We start from the raw sequence: 11,180 nt of genomic DNA on the forward strand, positions 1-11,180 counted from the left end.
GCATGGATCTCAGCACCTTCACCCCGGCCTCGGCCCTCATCACCGTCATCCTGCTGGCGCTGGCGCCCTTCGTGGCGGTGATGATCACGTCCTTCACCAAGCTCGTCGTCGTGCTGAGCCTGCTGCGCAATGCCATGGGCCTGCAGCAGGTGCCGCCCAATGTCGTCATGAACGGCCTGGCCCTGGTGCTGAGCATCTACGTCATGTACCCGGTGGGCGTGGAGATGCAGGAAAGCCTGAGCGCCATGCCGGCCACCAAGGCCGGCTCGGCGTCGACCAGCCAGATGGTGGCCGCGGCCGACGTTGCCAAGGAGCCGCTGCGCGAGTTCCTGATCAAGCACAGCCGGCCGCTGGAGCGCGCCTTCTTCCTGAAGACCGCGCAGCGCAGCCTCAAGCCCGAGCAGGCCCAGGCCTTGAGCGAGCGCGACTTCCTCGTCATCGTGCCGGCCTTCACGGTCAGCGAGCTGACGGTGGCCTTCGAGATCGGCTTCCTGATCTTCCTGCCCTTCCTCGTCATCGACCTCGTCATCTCCAACATCCTGATGGCCATGGGCATGCAGATGCTGTCGCCCACGACGGTGTCGCTGCCCTTCAAGCTGCTGCTCTTTGTGCTGATCGATGGCTGGGTCAAGTTGACGCACGGCCTCGTCTTGACGTACCAGACATGAACAGCGAAGTCATCCAACTCACCCAGCAGGCGCTGTGGCTGGTGCTGCTGCTATCGGCGCCGCCCATCCTGGTGGCGGCCATCGTCGGGCTGCTGATCGCCTTCATCCAGGCGGCCACGCAGCTGCAGGAGCAGACGGTGCAGTACGTGGCCAAGTTCTTCGCCATCGTCGTCACCATCTTCATCACCGCCTCGCTACTGGGCGGCAGCCTCTACCGGCTCGGCGACAAGGTGTTCAGCGAGTTCCCTGGCCTGGTCAAGATCAACCGCTGATGCTGGAGTTCTGGATCGGGCATCCCACCGATGCCGTCCTGCTACTGGGCCTGTCCACCATGCGGGTGGCGGTGGCGTTCCTGCTGGTGCCGCTGTTCACCCAGGACCTGATCCCGGCGCTGATCCGCAACTCGCTCTTCGTCGCCCTGGGCCTGCTGGGCCTGCTGGTGCAGGAGATCAAGCCGCTGCAGCTGAGCGGCTGGCAGTGGGCGATGCTCTACGGCCGCGAGGCCATGCTGGGAGCGGCGATGGGCTTTTTGTTCGCCGGGTTGATGTGGTCCTTCGAGATGGCCGGCCAGCTCATCGACACCAAGGTGGGCTCGTCCCAGGCCCAGGTGCTGGACCCGTTGTCCGGCCACCAGACCTCGCTGACCGGTGCCTTCCTGGCGCGCCTGGCAAGCTGGGTCTTCATGGCCTCGGGAGGCTTCATGCTGTTCGCCGCACTGCTGCTGGACAGCTTCGCGCTGTGGCCCGTCCACGGCGCCTGGCAACTGCTGCCCAAGGGCATGCTGGCCTTCGAGGCGGAGTTCGGCCGCATGCTGCGCCTGGCCTTGATGGTCGCCGCACCGTCGCTCGTGCTGCTCTACCTGGTGGACGGCGTGCTGGGCCTGATCAACCGCTATGCCCAGCAGCTCAATGTGTTCAGCCTGTCCATGTCCATCAAGGCCGTGGTGGGCCACCTGGTGCTGCTGCTGCAGCTGGGCAGCCTGGTGGCGCTGATGAACGACGAGCTGCTGGCCCGGCCCAGCGTGGTGACGGACCTGCTGAAGCGCCTGTTCGCCTGAGGATTGCGGCCAACCCTAGAGCGCGCCCGGCCGTACGTTCTGAAACAGCAGCGCCCGCAATTGCCCGGTCCGCGGCGCTGGTCTGAAATGGGCTGACCGACGCGATGCGCGATGCGCTCATCGCCCCATCAGGACAACGCCAAGGGCACCCCATGAGCATCGTTACCCGAACCACGTCGGCCTCCCCGGCCGTGAACGACACGCCGCCGCCCGCCGGCCGCAGCTACGAGGTGCAGCACGGTGACAGCCTGAGCCGCATCGCCAAATCCAACGGCGTGTCGGTGCAGGCGCTGCTGGACGCCAACCCGCAGGTGCGCAACCCGGACGTCATCTACCCGGGCAGCCACCTGACGATCCCGGCGACGCACTACACCGTCCAGCGCGGTGACACGATGCAGCACATCGCGGCCGACCACGGCCTGACGCTGCAGGCGCTGGTGGGCGCGAACCCGCAGGTGCGCAACGCCGACCTGATCCACGTCGGCGACACGCTGAACSTGCCGTCGGTGGGCCATCTGGTGGACGGCCTGCCTGTCGTCGGCTCCGTCGGCCTGGTGCACGACACGCTGCTGCCGGTCTACATGACGGACCCTCGCTACCGCAGCGACATCGGCAAGGCCGCCATCGCCAGCGGCTCGGCACAGTCCACCGTGGAACTGGGCATGACCCGGGCGCTCAACGCCGACCCCACCGGGAAGCGCGATGTGACGCAGCGCCAGATCGCCGAGCCCGCGCTGGCGCGCACCGACGGCACGCGCAACGCGCCGACGCTGAACCTGCAGCGCTTCACCGACCCGTCGCTGGGCTCGAACGCGCTGGCCGCCATCGTCATCGGCAATGCCGAAGGCACGCGCCGCCCCGACGGCGGCTTCACCGTGGCCTATGGCGGCCACACCGACCCGGGCAACGCGGTGCACAACCGCGGCTCTTTCTCCTACCAGCATGCGGCCTCCAGCCCCGCCGATGCCGACCGCCGCCAGCTGACGACGCTGCAGGGCCAGCTGCCGGCCTACGAGGCGGCCGCGCGCCGCGCCGGGCTGGACCCGAGCAACGCGCGCCTGGCCTCGGCCTACCTGGACCTGTACAACCAGTCGCCCAGCGCCGCCGGCCGCTTCCTGAACCAGCTCGGCACGCTGCGCGGCCAGCCCATCGACGCGGCGCATATCACCAACCTGCGCGTCAACAGCTATGTCGACGCCTCCACCGGACAGCGCTTCCGGCTCAGCGGCGGGGGCCAGGCAGGCAGCGGCTTCGTCAACATCGCCAACCGGCAGGTGCACGGCACGGCGACCGAAGCCCAGGTGCAGGCCGTCATCCGCGCCGACCAGAAGCGCCGCACCGACGCGGTCGACAGCGCGCTGAACCGTCAGGGCTTGCTCAACGGCACCGCCACCGCGCCGACCCCGGCCGCCGCGGCGCCGGCCTCAGCTTCGGGGACCGGCAAGGCCGCGCGCATCCTGGATGTTGCCCGCGGCGAGATCGGCACCAAGGAGATCAGCGGCGGGCGCGACAACCCGCGCGTGCTGGAGTACCACCAGGCCACGTCCTTGAAGGCCAGGAACGACGAGACCTCGTGGTGCTCTTCCTTCGTCAACTGGACGATGAAGCAGTCCGGCGTGCCAGGCACCAACAGCGCCGCCGCGCGCAGCTGGCTGAACTGGGGCACGTCCGTGCCCAAGGACGCGGCGCATGTGAAGCCGGGCGACGTCATCGTCTTCCCGCGCGGCAACAACCCGGCGCAGGGCCACGTCGCCATCGTCGAGGCCGTGCTGGCCGACGGCCGCGTGAAGGTGGTCGGCGGCAACCAGGGCAACGGGCCCGGCAACCCCGACGGCGTCAACGAGAAAGTACGCTCGCTGTCCGAAGCCATTGGCGTGCGCAGGGCGCCTTGAGCGCGGCCGTCCATCCCACGGTTGGGTTGCACGCACGGCGGTGCGGGCCGGGATACTGGCCCGCCATCCCTTTTGCATTGGACCGATGGCCCGCTCCCTGCTGCCCTTGATCGCCTCGCTGCTTGCCGTGTTCAACGCGCAGGCCCAGGTCACCAAAGACCCGCTGCCCACGCAGCTGGTCTGCCACCCCAGCGACAACCTCACCGCCAACATCAGCTACGAAGCCAGCGGCGCGTTGCTGGGGGCGGGCGTGTATGCCACCTCCGGCACGCATGAATGCAGCGTGCAGTCGCAGGGCGCCGGCGTCGCGCAGCCCGACGGATCGGTGCGATTTGCCTGGACCGACGAGGTCGAAGGCAACAAGCGCTACCAGGCGATCGTGAAGCGCGTGGGCAACGAGGGCTACACGCTGGCCCTGCAGCCCGCCGGCTGCGGCACGATCGCGCTGCCGGCGGCCATCGCGCTGTCCACCCAAGGCAAGGCCTGCAAGGCCGGCGTGGACCGTGACGCGGCCTTCGTGCTGTTCTGGCGCCAGCTGCGCGAGGCCATTGCCAGGCGTGACGGCGAGCTGCTGCAACGCCTGTCGTTGCCCCAGCTGGAGTTCTCCCCGGACTCCGGCACCGTCAAGGCACCCGCGTCCGTCATCCGCAATGCCGCGACCTGCATCCCCGGCATCGTCACGACGGAGTCCGGCACCGACATCGGCAAGATGCTGAAAGCCATCGACACGCCGCAACTGGACAAGCCACCGCTGTCCAGGGTGGCTGACAACCGCGTGAGCACCGGCGCCTTCGAGGCGCGCTGGACTGCCCAGGGGTGGCGCCTGTCGTGGTTCAACACCTCGCCGGCGGTGTTTYCAACCTGCAAGCCGGGCTGAGCGCTCGTCGTCAAAATACCCAGACCCACGAATTAGGGGCAGCCGCAGTCGCCTTGGCGGATGAGCTTCGCTAAGCTGACCCTCAACTGCCACCCACCTCCGCCACAGCCATGATCGGCGCCCCGCTTTCCTCCTCCGCCTCGCTGTTTTCCACCGCGTCCCTCCGCCCGCTGAATGCCCCTGCGGCGGCGCCGCGTGCCGGTGAACCGGCCTGGCTGGACGGGCTGGGCGCCGGCGGCGCCGCCACGCTGCGTGCCGACGTGGCGGTCGACCAGCGCGGGCTTTCAGTCCAGCAGCACGCGGAGCGCGTGCTCGCCGCCCTCGTTGCCTGAACTGCTGGCCCAGCCGCGCTGGGCCGAGGCCGCCCAGGCGCTCATCGGTGGCTGCCTCGACCTCGGCCCCCGCCAGGAAGGGGCCATCGCGCTGATGGAGACCATCTGCACCGGCCTGGGCGACCAGCTCTATCCGGCCTTTTTGCGCGTGCTGGCCGAAGTCAATCTGCGCGGCGAATATGCCGCCCGTGCCGCCGTGGCCCAGACCCTGGCCCAGTCCCTCTGCCAGGGCCGCCTGCCCAGCGGTTCGCGCGCGGCCTGGGGTGCGCATCAGGCGGGCGTGCAGCGGCGCAGCCTGGGGCCCATCGAGTACCTGTGCCTGGCCGCCTGGCCCCGCGCAGGCGAGTCGAGAGGGACTTCCGAGTTGTCGCCCGAGCAGTTCCAGACCCTGGCCAGCGCGGTGATGGAATTGCTCGACTGCGACGCCGAGGCGCGCACGCTCTACGCCGGCCACCTGTGCGCCGTCGCCGACGACTCGCTGGACGGCACCATGCCGCGCGAGGTGCGCGCGGCCCTGCGCGCATTCGCGCAAAGCTGGCGCAGCCATCCCGATGCGAGCCGGGCCTGCGCGGCCTTTGTCGACAGCCTGGGGCGGGCCGGGCGCTAAAGCTTGCCGACCGCCTCGTAGCGGGCCACGCCCACGACGCCAAAGACGGCGCGCGTGGACTGTCCCCCGAGGCTGGTCACGGTGATCGCCTGTTGCAAGGGCATCTGGCTGATCAGGGGCTGCGAGCCCAGGGCGACCCTGCGGGAGGCCTGGACCTGGGCCAGTTCAATGGACCGGACGACAGCGTCCGTCGCCACGACGGTGGGAAGTTTCATCAAAGAAAAGCGTCTGCATCGCGCGGCACCGTGCCGCGGCAGGGTCAGCGAGGCTTGCGTGGCAGCAGCCCGGACGACCCTGCCGTGCATCCTAGGCAACGGATGGGTCCGCGCCGGGCACGCCGTTGCACGGTGTGTGGCGGATTGCCGCCCGGCGGGCGATTCGCAGCCGCAAGTCCGCTGGACGGCGCCGTGCCCAGCCGGTCCAAGCGCGCTGGTATCAGAGCCGTCATAAAGGCAACTGAAAGTCGGGTTTCGCGGTTCTCCGCACGGCAAACAACAGGCCCGCACAAGCGTCACTTTTCACGCGCCCGGCATCCCTAGTAGTGGGCCATAACTGCCTTTTCAAGCGGAGTTCTGCCTCCTAGGATTGTCCAGACATCAACCATTGGAGAGTCGCTTTGTCCACCCGTCGCACGTTTCTAGTCGCCGCATCTGCTTCACTTTCCTCCGGGCTGGCGCTTGCCGGAGGTGATGATGATGATTGCAATGGAGCGAAATCCCTCCCAGGCTCACCAACCGCATCAGCATCCTCGGCAGCTCTGCGTCAGAGCACGGATGAGATCCTTACCCTCGAGCAGGGAGCGTCTACACCGTGGGAAGCCGCTTCAGCGATTTCGGCGAATTTCCAACTCGTCGCCGAGCAGAACTTTCGAAAGATGAAGTCCAGAGAGGTGCGCACTCTGTTGAGCGCGCTGAGTGACGCTGAGCTCAACGATCTGGCTATGCTCTACAACCGGTCGGCATTGAACAGTGGCAGGACACCTTTGCTGCTGGACATCATCGCGGCATCGGCTGATGCCGCCGCTATCGGCCGCGTTGGGGATCATTTCGGATTTGAGGACACGTACGCGGCAGTCCATCGAGTGAACCCTGCGAATGCCTACGCACTCACACGCTCTTTGAACCCTTCGAAATCACGCGCAACAACGGCCTCATTCGCCTACGGCGGGGCCTCGGACGGCATGATGAGGCCTGATTCAGGGCCAACTGTCGGGTACACGATCGGCGAGATATATCTATCGTTCCGCACTGCGCCGGTCGGATCGTTGGGAGTGGCTGGTGCGCTCTTCGAGACGGCCTCCTTTGCAGCCACGCGGTTTAGCGTGGCCTATGGCGCAGGCTATGCATTCGGGTCGGCAATCAACAGCCTTTGGTCAACCTATTCGCCTTCTACCTATGCCGCGTCAGCGGACGTAGTGGGCCGAACTGTCGACGGCTTCGCGAATTCAGTCACAAGCCTATTGAATGGAACGGCATTCGACTCCATTTCCGCGTCGGTCCGTTCTGCAATCGGCCAGCTGCAATCGAACTTGTTTAACAGCTTCCTTCCAGGCGGGCCAAGGGCAACGTTCTACACGGGCGGCGGCGATTTCGGAGTGAGCAGTCCGTGGGCCGACAACGAGCGCATGTCATGCAAATGAACCTCTCGCAGGACAGATGGCTGATGGCAGGCCGGACCGTTATCGCGCTGATCGGCCTTCTGTCTATCGGGGCCCTTGCAGCGGGGCGCGAAGCCAATGTGCGCTGGCTCGTAGGGGCGCTATTCGTCGTCGCCTTCATTGCCTACCTTGTGGAGGCCAAACGCCGCCAAGCGATGGAGACGCCTTACCGGCTCAGCAAGATGGTTTTGATGGGCGAGCTCGTCTGCGTGCTCTGCGGCCTAGCGGTACTTGTGGGTCGTTGAGTAGCGCGATGGAMGCTTAAGCGCCTGAACGGTTGCCATCCAGGGCTCACCCATCTCGACGTCCCATTGAGGCGACCTGACCGCATCGCCTATCGCGACAAACGGCTGTTCAGCAACGGCGAGGCCGTGCCGCTGTGGCCCGCAGGGGACTTACGTCGATCCCGAATCCAAACGGACCATTCCCCGATTCGTCGAGGCGCTGCAAGGCAACAAATACGCCGTACTTGGCCACCATCGCGACAACAGCAACGACAGCCGGATGTGGGGCTTCCTGCCAGCCGATCACATCGCCGGCAAGGTCGTGTTTGTCGGGTCGTAGTCGCAGGAGGCCCTGGGGCTGCGAGTTCGCCGTCATTGCTCGCCACGACCATCCCGCAAGGCCAAACGCGTCGCCTCATCGCTGGGAAACAGGTGCTCCACCTTCAACGACGCCAGCGTGATGTCCAGCGGCGTGCCAAAGCTGGTGATGGTCGAAAAGAAGCTCAGTACACGGTCGTCCGCCGCACGCAGGCGAAAGGCCAGCACCGGCAGGGTGCCGGTCTCGACCGCGGCCCAGGGCTGCAGCGTCGGGCGCAGCTCGTCCAGCAGCGCGCGCAGCCGCGGCAGGTGCTCGGCCTCGCGGCAGGCGCGGGCCCACATCTCGCCGCACAGCCAGGCCTCGTCCACGCACAGCGAGCGCAGCCCGCCGGGCGCAAAGACGGCGCGCAGCAGATTCAGCGGCTGGCCGAGCATCGCCTGGCCCGGCAAGCCCAGCAGTGTCATCAACCGCGCCAGGCCCTCGTTGGCCATGACGACGTTGTATTCGCCGTCCAGCACCAGGGCCGGCGCCGCGCCGTTGGCGTGGATCAGCTGCTCCAGCGCGGCGCGCACCGGCGCCATCTCGGGTGCGTCCAGCGCGCGCTCCGTGTGCGCGGGCGCGTAGCCGGCGGCCAGCAGGGCCTGGTTGCGCTCCTGCAGCGTCGCGCCGAGGGAGTCGAGCAGGGCGATCAGCGTCTCGCGGCCGGCGCGCGCACGGCCCGTCTCGATGCAGCTGAGATGGCGTTGCGAGACGCCGGCGCGCAGCGACAGCTCCAGCTGGCTGACGCGGCGCGACTTGCGCAGGGTGGCGAGGGTGGCGGTCATGGCGATGGCATGGGTAGCAGGTGGACGATGCCGGCGACGAGCAGCAGCATCAGCGCGAGGACATCCAGCTTTAAGACGGTGGCCAGGGCCGACCATAGCGGACCGGCCTGCAAGGCCAGCAGCAGGAAGGATGCGACGCTGACGAGGCCCGCGACGAGCCCGAGGCCGCGCAGCGCCGGCTGCCAGGCGGCCCAGGCGAGAAGGGCCGCGAGCAGGCCAAAGAGCACGGCGCGGTGGCGCAGCAGCAGTTCCAGCGCGGGGTCGCGGGCATCGACGCCGTAGAGCGCTGACAGCTTGGTGGCGCCGAGCACGCCGGCCAGCGGCAGCGCATGCAGCAGGGCGACGAGGGCCAGCGTGACGGGAACGAGCAGCTTCATGGAACCGGACCATAGGCCACGCGCGGCGGCACCGCGATGACCTCGGAGGTCATTGCGGCGCTGCGCACGACTGGCGAGCATGGCGCCATCTACCACCCGTCAACCATCCCTCAAGGAGATTGCCATGCGAACCGTTCTGATCCTCGCCCTCGCCGCCTTCGGTGCCTTCTCGACCTATGTGATGTGGCAGGTCGGCTACCTCGGCATCTGGCAGGCCGGCATGAGCAGCCTCGGTGCCTGGCAGGTGCTGGCGGACCTGGTCATCATGTCGTGGATCGCGCTGGGCTTCATCTGGCGCGACGCGCGGCAGACGGGGCGCACGGTCTGGCCGTTCGCGCTGATCACGCTGGCCGCCGGGTCCTTTGGGCCGCTGCTCTATCTGCTGCTCAAGCCTTCGGGCCGCAGCGAGTTCAAGGCGGGGCCGGCTGTGCCAAGCCGCTGAGCGCGGCTTGCAGATTGGTACGTGCCCGCGCCTCGAAACGCTCGCGCAGGGCGCGTGCCGTAGAGCGCGGGCCGCGCCAGAAAGCCGGCCGGGATGGCACCGCGCTTTTCATTGAAGACGGCCGCCGGCACATGGGCGTATTCGCGGCGGATCTGCGCCTCGTATTTGGCAAAGCGCGCCAGCGCCTCGCGGAAGCAGCCGTTCAACGTTTGCGCTCAGCGGACGGCGAAGCCGTCCGCTGCAGCAAAAGGTTAGATGGCAGACAGCGCGGCTTCACCACTGCTCCTTGGGTGACCCTGGCAGGTTCTCGATGGGAAATGGGAACGCAGGCCGAAGACCATGCTTCGTCATGAGTTGCGTAAGCGCGCGGTACTTTTCAAGAAGCGCGCCTCTCGCGCCCCAGTCCTCACTCTCGTCAGACAGCCCTGGTTCGAGGAAGGACGGGGTATCGGGATCGATCATCACCGTCGTGTACTCCCAGTCATAGCGGAAGACGATCTCGAACGCGCCGACAAACTCGCACATCGCGCGCTGTAGCTCTTCTGCTGCTGGGATTGTCACGATGCCTCCTTCTGCCATCTAACGTCGGCGTTGACCGGCGCGCACCGGTACTGCGCCGCATGGCGTAGGCTCGTCCAGACGCTTTGCGGCGCAGTGCCGGTGCGTGTCCGTGTCGAACAACCTGTTAGAGCTCACGACTACCGCGCCTCACTTAGCGAATCAAGCCCGGCCAATACACGCTGGCGGTTCTTGKTGAGTACGGCAAACCGTGGAAGCCGAGAAACGAATCGCGCAAGATCCCAGTTGCCATCGACAAGATTCCGAAGCGCTACTCTGTCGCCCTTGATCCGCGCACGCAGCGTTGGAACGTATTCAGCGCTCCAGGCCCAAACAATTCCTTCAGGGACTCGCACCTGGAAGAAGGCCGCGTCTGGCCAGGAAATCGAGCGGACGATTCGTCCGCATTTCGTGCATGCGGCGCGGCCGGCAATAGATCCTCCGATTTCGCCCTGAACCATCGCGTAACCCCCGCTGCTCTCGTCATAGAGATGCGTTGGAACACTCACAGCAGTGAAAGAGACGCGATCTCCGCAACGTTCGCATATGGCGTCGATGTGCTCCGGCCTCGAGTACAGGAAGTACCTGCCCTCAACGGGATTGCGGAACCTGCGGTGACCGCGATGCAGGCCAAGTGCGTTGTTCATGCGCTGCTTTCCCGGTGAGTTCTAACGAATAGCGTTTATCCGCCGCCCAGGCGAGGTTGGAAGAAGTGTTGGCATAGCGGTGGCGGATAAACCTGTTGGACTGAACCGCCCACCGTACGGTGGCGTCAGGCGGCGGCGATATGGGGAATGTAAGTTTCAAATCGCCCGCTGGACCAGTGCGGATTCACCCGGGTAAACGAGCCGCCCCTGCTCGGCCCGCCGCATGGCTCGCAAGAAGCGATGGCGGCTCGCTCGGCCCGCAGTGAGCAGGGCATCGGCGACGCGGTCTGGGTCGCTGTGAGTCTTCGCCTGGCCTGGCCTTGCGGCCCCCGGCACAGGGCGCCGCGCTCCGGCAGCAACCCGCACAGGGCGGATGAGGCGAGATGGGAATGAGCGGCCGCGCCATCCCTTCTTTGATGCGCCGGCTCAGGGAACCGGCCTGGGGTCAAGGTCACTAACCCAGCCAGAACCTGGAGTGCCAATGGACAAGCCCTTGCCGGACACAGACTCGCCGCCTTCACGACCCCGGTCCATGTCCGGCACGCGCGAAGTCCTGCTGTCTCTCAGGGGCGAGGGCAGTGTCGGCTCGGACGAGCCCCGGGAGCCTGTTGAGCCCGTGGTGCGGGTCGAGGCGCCGCAACCCACCTACGAAAGCTGCCAGGTCGCGCTCGACGCCGAGCATGCACGGCTGAAGAAGCC

General features: G+C 66.9%; 15 protein-coding genes. 11 read left to right on the top strand and 4 right to left on the bottom strand.

Features of this window, described 5'->3' with window-relative positions; translation table 11 throughout:
• Positions 1 to 2: 2 nt before the first annotated feature.
• The 7 genes from sctR to ACXJKR_RS02410 all read left to right on the top strand — a co-directional run bounded on the left by sctR (position 3) and on the right by ACXJKR_RS02410 (position 5,433).
• Positions 3 to 668, top strand: a complete 666-nt coding sequence (gene sctR, locus ACXJKR_RS02380) for a type III secretion system export apparatus subunit SctR (RefSeq protein WP_457320418.1) — start codon at positions 3 to 5, stop codon at positions 666 to 668.
• Positions 665 to 940 carry a type III secretion system export apparatus subunit SctS gene (gene sctS, locus ACXJKR_RS02385; protein WP_056201193.1) on the top strand — a complete coding sequence of 92 codons (276 nt, stop codon included), beginning with the start codon at positions 665 to 667 and terminating at the stop codon, positions 938 to 940. The genes sctR and sctS overlap by 4 nt, the downstream gene beginning before the upstream one ends.
• A complete protein-coding gene (gene sctT, locus ACXJKR_RS02390; protein WP_457320420.1) occupies positions 940 to 1,725 on the top strand; it encodes a type III secretion system export apparatus subunit SctT in 786 nt (261 codons plus the stop codon). The genes sctS and sctT overlap by 1 nt, the downstream gene beginning before the upstream one ends.
• Positions 1,726 to 1,877: 152 nt before the next feature.
• Complete coding sequence (locus ACXJKR_RS02395) at positions 1,878 to 3,617, top strand: TIGR02594 family protein (RefSeq protein ID WP_457320422.1); 1,740 nt, start codon at positions 1,878 to 1,880, stop codon at positions 3,615 to 3,617.
• 85 nt (positions 3,618 to 3,702) lie between these two features.
• Positions 3,703 to 4,494 (top strand): hypothetical protein, encoded by a 792-nt coding sequence (locus ACXJKR_RS02400; RefSeq protein WP_457320424.1) that lies wholly within the window; start codon positions 3,703 to 3,705, stop codon positions 4,492 to 4,494.
• 110 nt (positions 4,495 to 4,604) lie between these two features.
• Positions 4,605 to 4,826, top strand: a complete 222-nt coding sequence (locus ACXJKR_RS02405) for a hypothetical protein (protein WP_056201207.1) — start codon at positions 4,605 to 4,607, stop codon at positions 4,824 to 4,826.
• Entirely contained in the window at positions 4,819 to 5,433 is a 615-nt protein-coding gene (locus ACXJKR_RS02410) for a hypothetical protein (protein ID WP_457320426.1), read from the top strand. Before ACXJKR_RS02405 ends, ACXJKR_RS02410 begins: the two co-directional genes overlap by 8 nt.
• Here ACXJKR_RS02410 and ACXJKR_RS02415 read toward each other — a convergent pair.
• Positions 5,430 to 5,648, bottom strand: coding sequence for a hypothetical protein (locus tag ACXJKR_RS02415; RefSeq protein WP_056201214.1), 219 nt, complete (start codon positions 5,646 to 5,648; stop codon positions 5,430 to 5,432). The genes ACXJKR_RS02410 and ACXJKR_RS02415 overlap by 4 nt on opposite strands.
• 401 nt (positions 5,649 to 6,049) lie before the next feature.
• Between ACXJKR_RS02415 and ACXJKR_RS02420 the strand changes: the two genes are divergently transcribed.
• The 3 genes from ACXJKR_RS02420 (at position 6,050) to ACXJKR_RS02430 (ending at position 7,654) form a co-directional block, all read left to right on the top strand.
• On the top strand, positions 6,050 to 7,072 hold the full coding sequence (locus ACXJKR_RS02420; protein ID WP_457320428.1) for a hypothetical protein: 1,023 nt from the start codon (positions 6,050 to 6,052) through the stop codon (positions 7,070 to 7,072).
• The gene (locus ACXJKR_RS02425; protein WP_457320430.1) at positions 7,063 to 7,335 is read left to right on the top strand and encodes a hypothetical protein; all 273 of its coding nucleotides are present in this window, start codon (positions 7,063 to 7,065) and stop codon (positions 7,333 to 7,335) included. Before ACXJKR_RS02420 ends, ACXJKR_RS02425 begins: the two co-directional genes overlap by 10 nt.
• 178 nt (positions 7,336 to 7,513) lie before the next feature.
• Entirely contained in the window at positions 7,514 to 7,654 is a 141-nt protein-coding gene (locus tag ACXJKR_RS02430) for a S26 family signal peptidase (RefSeq protein ID WP_457320438.1), read from the top strand.
• Between the two features lie 32 nt (positions 7,655 to 7,686).
• Here the strand turns inward: ACXJKR_RS02430 and ACXJKR_RS02435 are convergent, their stop codons facing one another.
• Positions 7,687 to 8,457 (bottom strand): helix-turn-helix domain-containing protein, encoded by a 771-nt coding sequence (locus ACXJKR_RS02435; RefSeq protein WP_457320432.1) that lies wholly within the window; start codon positions 8,455 to 8,457, stop codon positions 7,687 to 7,689.
• Entirely contained in the window at positions 8,454 to 8,834 is a 381-nt protein-coding gene (locus tag ACXJKR_RS02440; protein ID WP_457320434.1) for a phosphopantetheine adenylyltransferase, read from the bottom strand. The genes ACXJKR_RS02435 and ACXJKR_RS02440 overlap by 4 nt, the downstream gene beginning before the upstream one ends.
• Before the next feature lie 124 nt (positions 8,835 to 8,958).
• Here ACXJKR_RS02440 and ACXJKR_RS02445 point away from each other — a divergent pair, with 124 nt between their 5' ends.
• On the top strand, positions 8,959 to 9,276 hold the full coding sequence (locus ACXJKR_RS02445; RefSeq protein WP_056201233.1) for a hypothetical protein: 318 nt from the start codon (positions 8,959 to 8,961) through the stop codon (positions 9,274 to 9,276).
• Positions 9,277 to 9,549: 273 nt separating this feature from the next.
• Here the strand turns inward: ACXJKR_RS02445 and ACXJKR_RS02450 are convergent, their stop codons facing one another.
• Positions 9,550 to 9,837, bottom strand: a complete 288-nt coding sequence (locus ACXJKR_RS02450; RefSeq protein ID WP_457320436.1) for a hypothetical protein — start codon at positions 9,835 to 9,837, stop codon at positions 9,550 to 9,552.
• Positions 9,838 to 11,180: the final 1,343 nt, after the last annotated feature.

This window comes from Roseateles sp. P5_E11, assembly GCF_054049355.1.

What these genes read in the sequence shown, in the direction of transcription:
- sctS (WP_056201193.1), top strand. Translation starts at nt 665, where the DNA reads ATGAACAGCGAAGTCATCCAACTCACCCAGCAGGCGCTGTGGCTGGTG.
- sctT (WP_457320420.1), top strand. Translation starts at nt 940, where the DNA reads ATGCTGGAGTTCTGGATCGGGCATCCCACCGATGCCGTCCTGCTACTG.
- ACXJKR_RS02405 (WP_056201207.1), top strand. Translation starts at nt 4,605, where the DNA reads ATGATCGGCGCCCCGCTTTCCTCCTCCGCCTCGCTGTTTTCCACCGCG.
- ACXJKR_RS02440 (WP_457320434.1), bottom strand. Translation starts at nt 8,834, where the DNA reads ATGAAGCTGCTCGTTCCCGTCACGCTGGCCCTCGTCGCCCTGCTGCAT.
- ACXJKR_RS02435 (WP_457320432.1), bottom strand. Translation starts at nt 8,457, where the DNA reads ATGACCGCCACCCTCGCCACCCTGCGCAAGTCGCGCCGCGTCAGCCAG.
- ACXJKR_RS02425 (WP_457320430.1), top strand. Translation starts at nt 7,063, where the DNA reads ATGCAAATGAACCTCTCGCAGGACAGATGGCTGATGGCAGGCCGGACC.
- sctR (WP_457320418.1), top strand. Translation starts at nt 3, where the DNA reads ATGGATCTCAGCACCTTCACCCCGGCCTCGGCCCTCATCACCGTCATC.
- ACXJKR_RS02415 (WP_056201214.1), bottom strand. Translation starts at nt 5,648, where the DNA reads ATGAAACTTCCCACCGTCGTGGCGACGGACGCTGTCGTCCGGTCCATT.
- ACXJKR_RS02445 (WP_056201233.1), top strand. Translation starts at nt 8,959, where the DNA reads ATGCGAACCGTTCTGATCCTCGCCCTCGCCGCCTTCGGTGCCTTCTCG.